Genomic DNA, 14,648 nt, shown 5'->3' on the forward strand with positions numbered 1-14,648 from the left:
TCAGAACACCCGGTTGCTGCCGGGCGCGATCTCGAAGCCGCTCCCGTTGGCATCGTTGCGGCACACGATGCCGACGGGCTGGGCCTGGCAGGTGAACCCGTGCACGCTCAGGCTGGATCCGGCGGGCAGCACCGGGCCACCTGCCTTGGGCGCCTTGGCATTCGCGTCCGGACGGACGAACATGCCCTCGTTCACGCACAGGTATCCGGCATTCTCGCCGACAGCGAGCGCGGCGGACTCCGGATCGGTACTCCAGCAGGCCTGCATCTCCGGCGGGGCGGGCACGGTGGTGCCCTGGCAGCCGGTGAAGCGGCGCGGCTGGCCGACCGCCTCGTCGAGGATGCCGCAGGTGATGGAGCGGTCCGCGGATTGGAAGTAGTAGCCACCGTCGGAGCGGTAGACCTCGGGGTCGACGGGACCCGGTCGGGGGCGACCGGCGGTGGTGGCATTGCGGGCGGAGTCGTCCGCCGCATGGTCGCAGCCGGCCAGGAGCAGCGCGGCGGCGACGGTAGACGCGAAAATCACCAGGGATCTACGCACGAGATCAGAGTCTGCCTCGCGCGGCCTGTGTTCGTCAGCAAATTCGCGCGGCAAGTCACCAGAAGTTTGCTAACTCCCCTTGCCGCGCCGCTGGCAAACCCGTTTTCCCTCGGCAACGCGCGAGCACCCCTGCGGGATGGTCGGCAGGGGTGCTCGCGCGTAGCAGGCGGGTCAGGCGGTGAACGGGCCCATCACCGGCAGCCATTCCACCGCGCGGACCTCGGCGATGAGGTTCTCGCGGGCGAACGGATCCTCGGCGAGCAGTGCCTTCATCGCGGCCTCGTCGTCGGCCTGGAACATCAGCAGCGCGCCGCTGCCGTCGGTGTACGGGCCGCTCATCAGCAGGGTGCCCGCCTCGAGCAGGCCGGCCAACCAGGCCCGATGGGCCGGACGGTGGGTGTCGCGGCCCGCGACGGTCGCCTCGGAATAGGTGTAGTCGACGGCGAAGATCGGCACCGGCGGATCCTTTCTAGCGGTCTAGCGGAGGTTCAGCAGCATTCGAGTATTGCCGAGGGTGTTCGGCTTCACGTAGCTCAGGTCGAGGAATTCGGCGACGCCGGTGTCGTAGGAGCGGCACATCTCCGCGTAGACCTCGGCGGTCACCGGGGTGCCCTCGATCTCCACGAACCCGTGCCGCCCGAAGAAGTCCACCTCGAAGGTCAGCACGAACAGCCGCTGCAGTTCCAGTTCACGAGCCACCTCGACGAGCCGCTGCACGACGAGCCTGCCGACACCGCTGCCCTTGACATCCGGATGCACCGCGACCGTGCGCACCTCGCCGAGATCGGCCCACAGCACATGCAGTGCGCCACAGCCGACCACCCGGCCGTCCAGTTCGGCGACCCAGAACTCCTGCACCGCTTCGTACAGGGTGACCAGGTTCTTCTCCAGCAGGATCCGGCCGGCGTAGACATCGACGAGGCGTTTGATCTCGGGCACATCGGAGGTTCGCGCGCGTCGGACAACCGGAATGGAGCCATGCGCGGCAGATGCCGCGACCGGATGCGCGTCGCTGGTCGAACCACCTAGTGGTCCCCGAGAGGTCATGGGGTGCACAGTAGTCGGCCCGGTTACCGATAGTCTGAACGTGTGCCCTACATCCAATCGCCGCGCTCACCGCACCCTGCCGGTCGGCGTGTTGGGCATGAATCGCGCGTGATCGAGGCGGGGGCATGAGCGTGCAGCCCGACGATCGCCCCTGGGTCGAACCCGCGCCGGTGCGCGCGGGTTTCGTGCCGACGCAGACCGAGCCGTCGGTGCCGTTGATGAATATCGCGAACATCCTGACCATGCTGCGGATCGCGCTGGTCCCGCTGTTCGTGCTCGCCCTGTTCGCCGACGGCGGGCACGACGCGGGCTGGCGGATCGCGGCGGCCGCGCTGTTCGGCATCGCCGCCATCACCGATCGCTTCGACGGGCAACTGGCACGCAAATACGGTCTGGTCACCGATTTCGGCAAGCTCGCCGATCCGATCGCGGACAAGGCGCTGATCGGCGCCGCGGTGATCGGGCTCTCCCTTCTCGGCGATCTGCCGTGGTGGATCACCCTGGTCATCTGCGGCCGGGAAATCGGCGTCACCCTGCTTCGCCTCGCCGTCGTCCGCCGCGGTGTCATCCCGGCCGGCCGCGGCGGGAAGGTGAAGACCCTGATGCAGTCGCTGGCCATCGCGGTGCTGCTGCTGCCGCTGAGCGGTGGATTCGCCACTGCCGGAATGATTCTGATGTACGTGGCGGTGGTGCTGACCGTCGTCACCGGCCTCGACTATGTCGGTCAGGCCGCCAGGGTCTGGCTGGCGGGCGGTCCGGGCCGGGCCCGGGGATGACCGATCCGCTGACCGCCGAGTCGTCCGCGGCCGACCTGGTGCGCGCACTCGGTGTGGCGGGCCAGACCGTCGCGACCGCCGAATCGCTGACCGCCGGATTGCTCAGCGCCACCATCGCCGGGGTGCCCGGCGCGAGCGTCGTGCTGCGCGGCGGGCTGGTGGTGTACGCCACAGATCTCAAACACAGCCTCGGTGGCGTCAGTGACGAAGTACTTCTGACAGAGGGCCCGGTCGCGGCGAGCACCGCCGAACAGCTGGCCGTCGGCGCGCGCACCAGCTGCGGCGCGGATTGGGGCATCGCGCTCACCGGCGTCGCCGGACCGGACGAACAGGACGGACATCCCGTCGGCACGGTCTTCCTCGGCGTAGCGGGGCCACGGCATACCGAGGTGATGCGGTTGAAACTGGCCGGGGACCGGTGGACGATCAGGCTCGGTGCGGCGCACACCGCGCTGCGGGAATTGCTACGGTGCGTTCGAGACTTGGGATAACCGAGTCGGCTGTACCGGGAACCACCCGATGCCGCCCGACGTTGTGCCAGAAAGAACGGCGTACGCGGTGTGGGCCACACATCGCGTCGGCCCGGTGAGTGGGAGCGAAGGAGAACCGAGATGACGCTGCTGCGAGAGGCGATCGGGGACAGTCTGCGGCGTGCGCGTCTCGCCCAGAATCGGACCCTGCGCGAGGTCTCGACCTCGGCGCGCGTGAGCCTGGGCTACCTGTCGGAGGTCGAACGCGGCCGCAAGGAGGCATCCAGCGAGCTGCTGGCCGCCATCTGCGCCGCACTCGACGTGCCGCTGTCGCGGGTGCTCTGGGATGTGAGCACGATCATGGCAGGCGCCGACGGCGTGCCCGTGCACGAGGACCGCGCGGCCGCCGTGCCCGCGGCCGAACGGGTCCCCGCGGCCGAACCCGCCGAATCCGATACCGCGCCGGAGGCCGCGCAGGCACCGGCGACCGCGACGATGTCGGTGGCAGGCGCCCGTCCGCTGCCTCGCATCGCCGAGGACACCAGGATCGTCATTCCGGCCCCGAAGGCCGACATGCTGGTCTTGGTGCGCAACAACTGACAGGGGACGCACGGTGGCGGCCCCCGGCCAACGCTGCGGACCGCCACCGGAAACGGATAGATTCTCCCTAGGCGTCGGTTGGGCCGGGTTCGCCCGGACCGGGTGCCGCATGGTGGAGGATAGGCACATATCGGGTGCGTGACGGTCGCGCACCGGAGCCGCGGACAGCGGTACAGCAGATGGAGGCGGGATCAATCGATGGCTAATCCGTTCGTCAAGGCCTGGAAGTACCTGATGGCCCTCTTCGATTCGAAGATCGAGGAGCACGCGGATCCGAAGGTCCAGATTCAGCAGGCTATCGAGGAAGCTCAGCGCCAGCATCAGGCCCTTTCGCAGCAGGCCGCGTCGGTCATCGGCAACCAGCGTCAGCTGGAGATGCGGCTCAACCGTCAGCTCGACGATGTCGAGAAGCTCAATGCCAATGCGCGCCAGGCGGTCATGCTCGCCGACCAGGCCGCCGCCGCGGGCGATACCGAGAAGGCGATCCAGTACACCAACGCGGCCGAGGCGTTCGCCGCGCAGCTGGTCACCGCCGAGCAGTCCGTCGAGGACCTCAAGGTGCTGCACGACCAGTCGCTGCAGGCGGCCGCGCAGGCCAAGAAGGCCGTCGAGCAGAACGCGATGATGTTGCAGCAGAAGGTCAGTGAGCGCACCAAGCTGCTGAGCCAGCTGGAGCAGGCCAAGATGCAGGAGCAGGTCTCCGCGTCGCTGCAGCAGATGGACTCGACGCTGTCCGCGCCCGGCACCACGCCCAGCCTGGACGCGGTCCGCGACAAGATCGAGCGCCGCTACGCCAACGCGCTCGGCGCCGCGGAACTCGCGCAGAACTCGGTGCAGGGCCGCATGCTGGAGGTGCAGCAGGCCAGCATCCAGATGGCCGGGCACAGCAAGCTCGAGCAGATCCGCGCGTCGATGCGTGGTGACGCGCTGCCCGCCGGTGGCGGTCAGCCCGCGATCAATCCGGCTCAGGCGCAGGCCAATCCGGCCCAGCCGCAGCCGCAGCTGAACAAGGATCAGGCCGCGCAGCAATAGCGGTCGCATCACTGGCCGATCGAGCGTATGTTCGATCGGTGGGAGAAATCGCATGACTGGCAAGCAGTCCGAAGGATCGCGGCGGGGCACCCGCCGCACCGCCGCGATCATTCGCGCGCAGGCCGCACTGGCGCCGCAGCCGGGGAGCCTGCCCGACACCCTGCGTGAAGCGGGGGAGACCGCACTGGTCGCGGTGCGCCGCTGGGCCGATCCGCGTGAGCGTGAACTGCGCAAGCGCCGCCGGGCCCGCAGGCGCAGTTTCCAGCTCGGCACCGTCGGCGGTCTCACCACCGCGGGAACCGTTGGGCTCATGATCATTTCGGCCCCCGCCTGGGCCGTCGTCGTGGTGGGTGGCGGCGCGGTCGCGCTGGTCACCGGCACCGCCTTGAGCGCCCGCCGCTATCTGCAACTGCGCAGTTCGCCACTGCCACAGGCCGCCTTCGTGCCACGCAAGCAACCACCGCTGTGGTCTAGCGCACGCGGCCCGATCGGCAGGCTGGTCCGCGCCGAGCGGGCACTGCACGGGCTCGGTACGCAGATCGCCCGCTCGCACCGCCTCCCCGAAGACGAACTCGTCGATATGCTCGAGACCGCCCAGTCCGGCGCCGCCGCACTGCACGCCCTGGCCACCGACGTGATCGCGATGGAACAGGCGCTCGGCGCGCTCGGCCGCGCCGATTCCCCTGCCGCCGTTGCCCTCTCCGAGAACACTCGCCTGGCCCTGACCCGCCTTGACGCGGGCGTCGCCGAATACGAACAGGTCGTGACCGCCGCGGGCAGCGTGCTCGCCGTCCCCGAGAACATCGTCCTGCGCCACAATTTCGATGTCATCGTCGCCGATCTCCGCCACGCCGCCGACCGCCTCGATGGCTGGGCCCAAGCACTCACCGAGGTAGCCGACCGCTCGGTCCCCGCCTCCCTCCCGCCCTACGACGGCAGGTAATTCAGCCCCGCAGGGTGGCGATGGCCTTCTCGATGCGCCGTTGACGTGTCTCGGGCTTCTTCGCGCTCTCGATGGCGTGCACGTGCTCACGCTTGCGGCTATAGGCGAGTTTGTCGTAGGCGGCGCGGGCGACGGGATCGTCGTCCAGGGCCTTGGCGAAATCCGGTGGCTCGACGATGACGCGCGGCTGGGTGTCGAGCTCCACCTCCACCTCGACCTCCTCGCCGATCTCGACACCCGCGGCCTGCCGGTTGGCGTTGCTGAGGCCGAGCAGGTAGCGGCCGCGCATGAGGGCGACCCGGCTCCGCCAGGAATGCCCGTTGAGCCTGATCGTCACCGGCGGCCGCGCGCCCTCGCCGAGCGCCGCGACCACCTCGGGCGGAACCTCCAGGCCGCGCATCGGCTCGGGTGGCTCGACGTGGGTCCGAAACTTCATGATCTTTCTCCTGTCGTTCTGCCCGTAGGTGATCGCTGCTACTCGGTTATTCGGCGTAGGGCTGGTCGGTTCCCTGGGCGCTGTAGCCGATGCTCCAGACGTAGCCGTCGGGGTCGGCGAAGGTGCCGCCGTATCCGCCCCAGGGCAGTGCGCCCGCGGGGTTGAGAATGGTGGCGCCCGCCTTTTCGGCTTCGGTCATGATCTCGTCGACTCGCGTCTCGCTGCGGACGACGTAGGTCAGTACCAGTCCGCTGAAGCCGCTGCCTTCCGGATCGGTGCCGACCTGTCCGGCCAGGCCCTCGCGGCCGTAGAAGCCGACCGGAGAGGCGCCGTCGGAGGCGAAGAACACCGAGATGCCGAAGTCGTTCTGGATCTTCCAGCCGAGTCCCTCGGTGTAGAACTGCTTGGCGCGCTCCATGTCTCGTACACCGAGCAGGATCGAGCTGACGTGCGCTTTCATGACTTTGACTCCTTGCGTTGTGGATGTATGCGTACCAGAGAGGGATTCAGCGATCTTGCAGCAGACCGAGGATGTTGCCGTCGAGGTCGATAACCTCGGCGACCCGGCGCCCCTGGCCGACATCGCGCAGCGGCTGCTTCACCGTCGCGCCCGCGGCGATCAGTTCGGCCAGCTTGGCCTCGATATCGGGCACCTCCCAGTAGTTGACCGGAGTGGTGATGGCCTGCGGGCCGCCGTCGGGCACCAGGCCGATGTGGTGGCCGTCGACCTCGAAACCGACGTAATAGGTGCCTTCGATCTGCGGCGGTACACCGAACAGGGCGGTGTACATGGCAGTGGCCGTTGCCAGGTCGGAGACGGGGTGCAGCACGGTCTTGATGCCCTTGGCTGCGGTGGTCATGGATGCTCCTGAAGTCTCTGTGTTCGCGCTGTTCGGTACGGGTAATACGTTATTTCCGGCGCGCCGCCGCGACATCCGTGCTGACCACGGAACGTGCCACTGAGAGACGTACGCAGGTGTTCCCGCGCAAGCGAAACGGCCGTGCGTGAGAATGTTGGCGTGTCGAAGTCGAAGCTGGCCGCCGGGATCTCGGATCGTGAGGCCGAGGTGCTCGCCCTGGTGGGGCAATATCGCAGCAATGCCGAAATCGCCGCGCAGCTGTTCATCTCCGTGCGCACCGTGGAGACCCATGTGTCTTCCCTGCTGCGCAAGGTCGGGGTGACGGATCGGCGGGCGCTGGCCGAACGGGCCGCCGAGTTCGACCGGGGCGAGGAGGGGGCCGCGCCGGCCACCGTGCTGCCCTCGCCGCTGACCTCGTTCGTCGGCCGGGTGCGCGAACGCACCGCCTTGCGCGAGGCCGTGCGCACGCAGCGGCACGTGACCGCGCTGGGGCCCGGCGGAGTCGGCAAGACGCGGCTGGCATTGGCTGTGGCCGCGGACCTTTCCAGTGAATTCACCGGCGGCGCATGGTTCGTGGACCTGGTACCGGTGACCGATCCGGCGATGGTCGGCGCCGCGGTCGCGCGGGCGCTCGGGCTCGGTGAGCAGCAGGGGCGCAGCCTCGACGATTCGGTGTCGGCCACGCTGGGCGAGCGCAGGGTGCTGCTGGTGCTCGACAACTGCGAGCATCTGCGCGACGGGGTGGCGCCGTTCATCGAACACCTGCTCGCGCACTGTCTGAACGTGACCGTGCTCGCCACCAGCCGTGCGCGGCTCATGGTGCCGTTCGAGCAGGTCTTCACGGTGCCGCCGCTGTCGCTCGGCGACGACGCCGAAGACGCCGTCGCATTGTTCCTGGATCGGGCCGCCGCGCTGGGCTGGCCGGTGGATGCCGAGCAGCTGGATCGGGTGCACGAGATCTGCGGCCGGCTCGACGGGCTGGCGCTGGCCATCGAACTCGCGGCCGCCCGGCTGCCCACCCTCGGCCTCGACGGGCTCGGCGCGAGCCTGGCGGATCCGTTGCGACTGCTGGTCGGTGGCCGTCGTGCCGACGAACGGCATCAGTCCGTGCGGGCCATGCTGGATTGGAGCCAGGCGCTGCTGACCGCCGAGGACCGGTGCGTGCTGCGGCGGGTCTCGGTATTCGCCGCGCCGTTCACCGCCGCCGACGCCATGGCGGTGGCGGGCTCGGCGGGATTGGATCCGATCGCGGTCGCCGACGGGCTGGCCCGGCTCACCGAGCAAAGCCTGCTGACCGTGGTGCCCTCCGCGCGCGGCACTCGATACCGGGCATTGGCGACCATCCGCCAATACGAACGCGAAGAGCTGGCCACCGCGGGGGAACTCGACGAAGTCCGTGCGCGCCATCTGAATTGGTGTGCGACCACCGCCGCTGCACTGATCGCCGATCCCACGTCGGCCTCCCGCGCCTGGCATTCCGCGTTCGATGCCGCCGCCGACGATATGCGCGCCGCGCTGGCCTGGGTTTCGGCGTTGCCCGAACATCGGGACGACGCGCATGCTCTGGCGATATCCATGGCGCAGTTGGCTTTTCGACGAAATCTGATCGGTGAATCCCAGCGTCGCTACGAACAGGCTGCGGCGCTGACCGGTGACCCGGTCGCGGCCGCGGGGGCGTTGCGGCGTGCCGCCGAGGTGGCCGGGTGCCGGATGCGCGGCGAGGACATGTACCGCCTGTACCGCGCCGCCGCCGAAACCGCCCTCGGTGCAGGCGATTCCGCGGCGGCGGCGCAGGATCTGGCCACCGCGGCGATCACCGTCTACCGGATGTCCGACACCTTCGCGCAGCCGGTCGCGGCGGGCGAGGCGGCGGCGCTGCTGTCGCGGGCGCGCGAGCTCGCCGGTGCGGACCCGGCCGCACTGGCCGCCGTTGCCCTGGCCGAATGTGGCGTGCTTGCCGATTCCGGCGCCGCGGGCGATGGGTCGGAAAAGATAGAGGCCGGGTCGACCACCGCCGCCGATGCCGATCCGACCGAATCGGAAATGCTTGTCTCTGAGGCGATCTCACGCGCGCGACGTGCCGTGGAGCTGGCCGATCGCACCGGCGACCCGCTCGCGCGCAGCGCGGCACTCGACGCACTCGCCGCGGCGCAATGCTGGGCCGGGGATATCTTCGCCACCGCCGAGACCACCCATCGGCGAGTCGCCTTGCTGACCGCCATGCCACGCACGCCCGCCAGCGCCCTCGAACACGTCAACGCGCTATCCGAGGCGGCCGAGATCGGTATCGGAGTCGGCGACCTTCGGGGTTCCCGGCGCTCGGCCGAACAGCTGCGCGACCTGCCGCTGCTTGCCGAGCGTGGTGATTTCGCGACCTCCGCGCTCCTGGTCGCGGACGCTCTGGCGGGCAACCTCGAGGAAGTACTCACCGGCAGTGGACGATTCATCGACGCGTGGGAACGCTCCGGCCGACCCCACGCCCCCGGTCTCGCCCCGGCCGCCGCGGCCGTCGCGATGGCGCACGGTCTGCGTGGCGACGACGCCGCGCGCGCCGAGTGGCTGGCCATCGTGGACACCCTCGGGGGCGCGCCGGACCATCAGTCCGCTTTCCGCGCCGTCTTCGCCGCTATCGTGCTGCTCGATCGTGGCCGACCCGAACTGGCGCTGGCCGAACTGGCCACCGAGCCGGACGCATTGGACGAGCGTGCCCTCTGGATCTGGCGGCACTGGTATGTCGCCCTGCGCGCCGAAGCCGCCGTCCTGGCCGGCCATTCGGATGCGCGCGGCTTCGTTGCCGCGGCTCGGACCACAGTGTCCGGCAACCTCATAGCCGGTCCGATCGTCGAGCGGGCCGCCGCTCTGCTCGACGACGACCCTGATCGACTGCCCGCCCTCGCGGCGGAATTCGAACGCGCCCACTGCCCCTACCAATCCACCCGGAGCCGCACCCTCGCCGCCGACGGCCACGCCTGATCACCCCGGCTCAGGCAGTTGCTTCCCACACGAATCCGTCCGGGTCGGTGAACGAACCGATGCCGCTGCCCATCACGATGCGATGCGATCCGCTGCCCTCCGGGGACATTCCGGCGTCCTTCGCTGCGGCCTTGCGCGGATACATGGCCAGACTGACCGGCGAGCCCTGGTTCGCGAACTCGGCGTACTTGCCGCCGAAGCTCTTCGCCACCGTCAATCCGCGCTCGACGTAGAACTGCTTGCTGGCCTTCACATCCGCCACGCCGAGCAGCAACACCAGGTCGTCGATTTCGCGGGTGAACGGTCCGACATCCTTCTTCTTCGAGGTGTCGACCTTCCAGACCGTTCCGTCCGGCGCCTGCAGCACCGCGCCGTAGCCCCACAGACTCTTCTTCGCGGGCTGCACGACGGTGAATCCGGCATCGACCGCGGTGCCGACGAGGCTGTCGACGGTGGAGGGCTGCGAAACCACCAGCGACAGCAGGAATCCGCGGAATCCGGTGCTGGGTGCCTGCGCGGCGCGGAACCCGATCCGGTCACCGAGCCCGAAGGCGGCCTCGTAGATCGCGGCGGCGGCCTCGGGATCGGCCACCTCGAGCTGAATGGTGATATCGGTGCTGGTGAGCGTGTTGATTTCCATGCCCATAACGCTAGGCACGCCCAGCACCGGTCACATCCGTGCCGACCACGGAACACACCACGGAGACCCACTCGGTGACTCGCCCGTGGGCGGTCGGATCGGCTCAGACGAGTAGGACCCGGCGCCCGCGGGTGTGCCCGGTCTGGCTGTCGGCGTGCGCCGACGCGGCCTCGGCGAGCGGATACGACCGGTCGACCGGGATGTGGAGTTTCCCGCGCGCGATGAGGTCGACGGCCGTGGCGAGCGCTTCGGGCATGCTGCCGCCGATACCGGCGAATCGGATCCCGAGCATCGGCGCCTCGAGGTCGGCGATGGTGATCACCTTGTCCGGGTCCCCGGTCAGGTCGAGGAGTCCGCGGAGGACGCCCGCGCCGTTGAGGTCGAGGGCGGCGTCGACGCGGCCGAGCCGGCGAACTCGTTCCACCCAGCCCGCGTCGTAGGTGGTGGCGAGGGCGCCCAGGCCTCGCACATAGTCCTGGTTCGCCGCCCCCGCGGTGCCGATCACCGTGATTCCCCGCTCGCGGGCGATCTGCAACACCGCTGACCCGACTCCGCCGGCCGCGCCGCTGACCAGCAGCGTCTGCCCGGGCTGAACGCCGACCAGGTGGATGACCCGAATCGCGGTCTCGACCACGGACGGGTATCCAGCCGCCTCCGCGAAGCTCAACCCGTCGGGTTTGCGTGCCCAGGAGGTGAGGACGGCGAACTCGGCGTAGGTGTTCGAACCGCGGCCGAATACGGGATCGCCGACCTCGATGCCGGTGACGCCGTCGCCGACCTCGTCCACCACGCCCGACGCGTCCTGTCCGACGCCGGCCGGGAGCTGGATCGGGCGGATTCGCCGGAACTGACCCGCACGGAGCCGCCAATCATGGGGATTCACGCCCGCCGCCCGCACGGCGATGCGTATCCGACCGGGGCCGGCGTGGGGCTCGGCCACCTCTGCCGGTGTCAGGACTTCAGGGCCGCCGTACTCGGCGAAGCGCATTGCTTTCATGCCTGCACGTTAGGGCTAACGGTTAGTGTTTTGCAACGGTTGTTATTTCACGACTCGCGGCGCTATATTGCGCGAGCGCAACCGTTAGGACTTCGCAACCAGTGCGTTTATGCAGCCGATAGCATCGGGGGATGACCGTGCCGACCGGACGTCGTGAGCGCAAGAAGGCCGCGACCCGCCAGAAGATCGCCGACACCGCACTGGCGATGTTTCTGGAACGCGGATACGAATCGGTGGGCATCCGCGACGTAGCCGCCGAGGCCGACGTCGCCGTCACCACGGTCTTTTCCCACTTCGCCTCGAAAGAAGCCCTGGTCTTCGAGCAGGACGAGAATTTCGAGCAGCGCCTCACCCAGGCGGTCACCGGCAGGTCGGCGGGCGATCCGTTGATCCCAGCGCTGCGACACGAGATTCACGCCATGGTGCGGCACTGCGCGGCCGAGGGCGCCGCACCGATCTGGCGCCTGATCGACCGGACCCCCGCCCTGCGCGAATACGAGGAGTCGATGCGGCTGCGCCACGCGGAGTCGCTGGCGGCGGCGATCGCGGCGGCCCTCGACCAGCCGCCCACCAGCACGGCATGCCGGGCGATCGCCCGGTTCGTGATCGACGCCTACTCACTGGCCCGCGAGGCGGCCGACCCGCGGGCGGCGGTGGACGACATCTTCCGGATGATCGAGGCAGCCTGGGAGACAACCTCACTGACCTGAGGAGCCGCGACGCCGTCTTCCCGTTGCCGCACTGACGATGTGCCGAGCGCAGTCGAATGGCGGTTGGACACGCCGATTCCAGCCGCCCTCTGACTGCGCTCGACGGTGCGCCGGTGTCAGGAGGGGCGCAGGACCGAGGTTGCGGGGAAGTGGATGCCGGTGGGGGTGGGGGATGCGCCGGTCAGGTCGCGGATGACCACGGGAGCGTCGGTGGTGAGGGCGTGGGCGCCTACTCCGATGACGCGGTGGGGTGCGGCGGCCAGGCCGGCCGCGATGCCGGTGGTGCTGTCTTCCAGGACGACGCAGTCCGTGATGGGGGTGCTCAACTTGTGGGCGGCGAGGAGGTAGCCGTCGGGGGCGGGTTTGCCCGCGGTGACGTCGGCGGCGGTGATGGTGACCGGCGGCAGCGGCAGGCCCGCGGCGGTGAGGCGGGCGGTGAGCAGGGCGGGGGACGCCGAGGTGACGATGGCCCAGTTGTCCGCCAGCCGGTTCAGGAGTTCGAGCGCGCCGGGGATCGGGCTGGTGCCGACGGCCCCGGCGATCTCGATCGTTTCGATTCTGGCCAGGCCCTCGGCGTGTGCCTCTTCGGGGAGGAAAAGGCGGACCGTGTCCGCGGATCGGCGTCCGTGAATGCCGACGAGCACCTGTTCGGGGTCGAGACCGTACTCGGTCGCCCATTGCCGCCAGGCCTGCTCACCGCTGTCCGTCGAATCGACGACCACGCCGTCGCAGTCGAAAAGCAGCGCTGCGCACCGTACCTCGATATCCATGAACTCACTCCTCGTCGATTGCCGCAACGGGCCGCGCCATCCACAGTTGCACGGACGTGCCGGTGCGACGGCGCAGGCGCGCCACGAGATAGGCGATGAGCCCCGCCACACCGACGGCGGCGGCGAGCGCCGGGCCCGCGAAGGGGATCAGCTCTCGCGCGGTAGCGGTAGCGGCGTATCCGGCCCCGGCCTCCGCCGTCGCCCACACCACCGCCGCGCCCGCGCTGTACGGCGCGATCCGCCGATACGGCAGACCCGACGCACCCGCGACATGCGGTGTGAGCGTGCGGATCACCGGCAGGAACCGCCCGAGGGCCACCGCCTGCGCCCCGCGCCGCACCATCACCTCCTCGGTCCGCCGCCATGCCGCCTCGGGTATCCGCCGCCCCAGCCGATGCGACCGCAACCGCCCACCGAGCACCCGCCCGGTTCGATGCCCGAGCGCATCCCCGGCCACCACCGACACCACCGCGATCCCGACCACCCCGAACAGCTCCAACTGCCCCGCCCGCGCCAACGCCCCCGCCGTCAACATCAGCGTGAGCGTAGGAACGAAAGCCCCGACCAACAGCACGGATTCGGCCAGCACCACAGCGGCCACCACCCCATAACCCGCCCCTGCGGGCACCCGGCCCACGAGCTCGACGATCGTGTTCATGCTGCGCACCACCAGGTTTCGGCAACCGCCACCTCGGTCGTCCCGAGCAGGCCTGCCATGGGCCCGCCGGCCGACGAGCAGCCATGTCGGCGACAGAGATTCGGATAGCGATGCGATCCGCCTGATGGATATCCCGACATCGCGTTGTGCGCCTTCGAGGACGGAGTGCGGATTCGGTCCGCGCCCACGCACCGCTGGGGAAAGTCGAGTTCAGGCGCGACCGGCCCGCCCGTCTCGGCAGCGGGGAGACGCCCGACCCGGTAACGGTGATCAGGGGTGCGATGTGATCCGCGTATCCGATGGCCCGGGAAGGTGTTGCGTACCTGGGTGTTTCGTCGATGGTCCGGGCCGACTCGCGGACGGGCGCATGAGCGTGCGGCGGTGGACAAGCGCCCGTGGTGGTGGGGAGCTCGATCGCGGTGCGCGCGGATGCGTGTGTGTTCGCGCTGGGTCATGGTGTGTGCCCTGATGTTTCGCTGAAGGCGCCGGTCGATCGGTGGACCGGGGCAGGGGTGCGGAGGGTCCACACGTCGGCCGGGGGAAGGTTGGTCCAGACCGTGGTGCGGGCGGATTCGTGCAGGGTGCGGTGGGTGGTGAGGATCTGTTCGACGGCGCGGTGGCGGGCGGATTCGGCGCGGCGGGCGAACGCGGCGCGGGCGAAACGGCTGCCGCGGTAGGCGAAGTAGGTCAGGGTGCCGCCGGGGTGGAGCAGGTCGATATAACGGTGCAGGATCGAATCCACGTGGGCAGGTTCGAAATTGGTGAAGGGAAGCCCGGAGACGATCACGTCGTAGCGATGGTTGGTGTGGAATCGCTCGATCGTGGTGCTGTGGACTCGGATCAGCGGCGGCAGGCTTGCCAGGTCGAGGTCGGCCTGCACCATGCGGTATAGGCGGCGGGCGAAGCGGTGATTCGATTCGACGATGTCCAGGCGGCTGCCCGAGCCGATGAGTGGCAGGAGAGCGCGGGTGACCGGACCGGTCCCCGCGCCCACCTCCAGCACCGACAGCGGTCGCGAGGTCTGCGCCCGCACCGGTTCGGCGAGTGCGGCGGCAAGGCGGCGGCCGCTGGGTGCGATGGCGCCGGTGGTGCGCAGGTCGCGGATGGCCTCGCGCAGGAAGAGCCAGCCGCCTCGGTCCTGGAAGTCGGGGGAAATCGTTTGTCGCTGCATGGTTTTCGACGCTAGGCAGCGATCG

18 protein-coding genes are annotated in these 14,648 nt (G+C 69.5%); 7 read left to right on the plus strand and 11 right to left on the minus strand.

Features of this window, described 5'->3' with window-relative positions; all coding sequences use genetic code 11:
* The 3 genes from ACIG5A_RS37570 to ACIG5A_RS37580 all read right to left on the minus strand — a co-directional run bounded on the left by ACIG5A_RS37570 (position 1) and on the right by ACIG5A_RS37580 (position 1,587).
* Positions 1-540 (minus strand): hypothetical protein, encoded by a 540-nt coding sequence (locus ACIG5A_RS37570; protein WP_397249089.1) that lies wholly within the window; start codon positions 538-540, stop codon positions 1-3.
* A 171-nt stretch (positions 541-711) separates the two neighbouring features.
* Positions 712-996, minus strand: a complete 285-nt coding sequence (locus tag ACIG5A_RS37575) for a YciI family protein (RefSeq protein ID WP_397249091.1) — start codon at positions 994-996, stop codon at positions 712-714.
* A 21-nt stretch (positions 997-1,017) separates the two neighbouring features.
* Positions 1,018-1,587: an amino-acid N-acetyltransferase gene (locus ACIG5A_RS37580; protein WP_397249093.1), complete on the minus strand. Its 570-nt coding sequence runs from the start codon at positions 1,585-1,587 to the stop codon at positions 1,018-1,020.
* A 125-nt stretch (positions 1,588-1,712) separates the two neighbouring features.
* On the opposite strand from ACIG5A_RS37580, the gene pgsA reads away from it, so the two are divergent.
* The 5 genes from pgsA to ACIG5A_RS37605 all read left to right on the plus strand — a co-directional run bounded on the left by pgsA (position 1,713) and on the right by ACIG5A_RS37605 (position 5,408).
* Positions 1,713-2,363 (plus strand): CDP-diacylglycerol--glycerol-3-phosphate 3-phosphatidyltransferase, encoded by a 651-nt coding sequence (gene pgsA / locus ACIG5A_RS37585; RefSeq protein WP_397249095.1) that lies wholly within the window; start codon positions 1,713-1,715, stop codon positions 2,361-2,363.
* The gene (locus ACIG5A_RS37590) at positions 2,360-2,854 is read left to right on the plus strand and encodes a CinA family protein (protein WP_397249097.1); all 495 of its coding nucleotides are present in this window, start codon (positions 2,360-2,362) and stop codon (positions 2,852-2,854) included. The genes pgsA and ACIG5A_RS37590 overlap by 4 nt, the downstream gene beginning before the upstream one ends.
* Before the next feature lie 120 nt (positions 2,855-2,974).
* Positions 2,975-3,433 carry a helix-turn-helix domain-containing protein gene (locus tag ACIG5A_RS37595; protein WP_397249099.1) on the plus strand — a complete coding sequence of 153 codons (459 nt, stop codon included), beginning with the start codon at positions 2,975-2,977 and terminating at the stop codon, positions 3,431-3,433.
* A 198-nt stretch (positions 3,434-3,631) separates the two neighbouring features.
* Positions 3,632-4,465 (plus strand): phage shock protein PspA, encoded by an 834-nt coding sequence (gene pspA / locus ACIG5A_RS37600; protein WP_397249101.1) that lies wholly within the window; start codon positions 3,632-3,634, stop codon positions 4,463-4,465.
* Between the two features lie 52 nt (positions 4,466-4,517).
* Entirely contained in the window at positions 4,518-5,408 is an 891-nt protein-coding gene (locus ACIG5A_RS37605) for a hypothetical protein (protein WP_397249103.1), read from the plus strand.
* 1 nt (position 5,409) lies between these two features.
* Here ACIG5A_RS37605 and ACIG5A_RS37610 read toward each other — a convergent pair whose 3' ends face one another.
* Genes ACIG5A_RS37610 through ACIG5A_RS37620 form a run of 3 tightly spaced genes read right to left on the minus strand, consistent with a single transcriptional unit; the run spans position 5,410 to position 6,704 of the window.
* Positions 5,410-5,844 carry a YdeI/OmpD-associated family protein gene (locus ACIG5A_RS37610; RefSeq protein ID WP_397249105.1) on the minus strand — a complete coding sequence of 145 codons (435 nt, stop codon included), beginning with the start codon at positions 5,842-5,844 and terminating at the stop codon, positions 5,410-5,412.
* Between the two features lie 46 nt (positions 5,845-5,890).
* Complete coding sequence (locus tag ACIG5A_RS37615; RefSeq protein WP_397249107.1) at positions 5,891-6,304, minus strand: VOC family protein; 414 nt, start codon at positions 6,302-6,304, stop codon at positions 5,891-5,893.
* A 46-nt stretch (positions 6,305-6,350) separates the two neighbouring features.
* Positions 6,351-6,704 carry a VOC family protein gene (locus ACIG5A_RS37620; protein ID WP_397249109.1) on the minus strand — a complete coding sequence of 118 codons (354 nt, stop codon included), beginning with the start codon at positions 6,702-6,704 and terminating at the stop codon, positions 6,351-6,353.
* A 159-nt stretch (positions 6,705-6,863) separates the two neighbouring features.
* On the opposite strand from ACIG5A_RS37620, the gene ACIG5A_RS37625 reads away from it, so the two are divergent.
* Entirely contained in the window at positions 6,864-9,677 is a 2,814-nt protein-coding gene (locus ACIG5A_RS37625) for an ATP-binding protein (RefSeq protein WP_397249111.1), read from the plus strand.
* A gap of 10 nt (positions 9,678-9,687) precedes the next feature.
* Here ACIG5A_RS37625 and ACIG5A_RS37630 read toward each other — a convergent pair whose 3' ends face one another.
* Together ACIG5A_RS37630 and ACIG5A_RS37635 are read right to left on the minus strand one after the other, a co-directional pair.
* On the minus strand, positions 9,688-10,317 hold the full coding sequence (locus ACIG5A_RS37630; protein WP_397249113.1) for a glyoxalase: 630 nt from the start codon (positions 10,315-10,317) through the stop codon (positions 9,688-9,690).
* A 103-nt stretch (positions 10,318-10,420) separates the two neighbouring features.
* Complete coding sequence (locus ACIG5A_RS37635) at positions 10,421-11,314, minus strand: NADP-dependent oxidoreductase (RefSeq protein WP_397249115.1); 894 nt, start codon at positions 11,312-11,314, stop codon at positions 10,421-10,423.
* Positions 11,315-11,445: 131 nt separating this feature from the next.
* On the opposite strand from ACIG5A_RS37635, the gene ACIG5A_RS37640 reads away from it, so the two are divergent.
* Positions 11,446-12,024: a TetR/AcrR family transcriptional regulator gene (locus tag ACIG5A_RS37640; RefSeq protein WP_397249117.1), complete on the plus strand. Its 579-nt coding sequence runs from the start codon at positions 11,446-11,448 to the stop codon at positions 12,022-12,024.
* Positions 12,025-12,140: 116 nt separating this feature from the next.
* On the opposite strand, the gene ACIG5A_RS37645 is transcribed toward ACIG5A_RS37640, so the two are convergent.
* The 3 genes from ACIG5A_RS37645 to ACIG5A_RS37655 all read right to left on the minus strand — a co-directional run bounded on the left by ACIG5A_RS37645 (position 12,141) and on the right by ACIG5A_RS37655 (position 14,623).
* Positions 12,141-12,794: an HAD-IA family hydrolase gene (locus ACIG5A_RS37645; RefSeq protein ID WP_397249120.1), complete on the minus strand. Its 654-nt coding sequence runs from the start codon at positions 12,792-12,794 to the stop codon at positions 12,141-12,143.
* A 4-nt stretch (positions 12,795-12,798) separates the two neighbouring features.
* Positions 12,799-13,452 carry a DedA family protein gene (locus tag ACIG5A_RS37650; RefSeq protein ID WP_397249122.1) on the minus strand — a complete coding sequence of 218 codons (654 nt, stop codon included), beginning with the start codon at positions 13,450-13,452 and terminating at the stop codon, positions 12,799-12,801.
* 451 nt (positions 13,453-13,903) lie between these two features.
* Positions 13,904-14,623, minus strand: coding sequence for a class I SAM-dependent methyltransferase (locus ACIG5A_RS37655; protein WP_397249124.1), 720 nt, complete (start codon positions 14,621-14,623; stop codon positions 13,904-13,906).
* Positions 14,624-14,648 lie beyond the last annotated feature (25 nt).

This window comes from Nocardia sp. NPDC052566, from assembly GCF_044547285.1.
In the GTDB taxonomy this organism is placed as follows: Bacteria; Actinomycetota; Actinomycetes; order Mycobacteriales; family Mycobacteriaceae; genus Nocardia.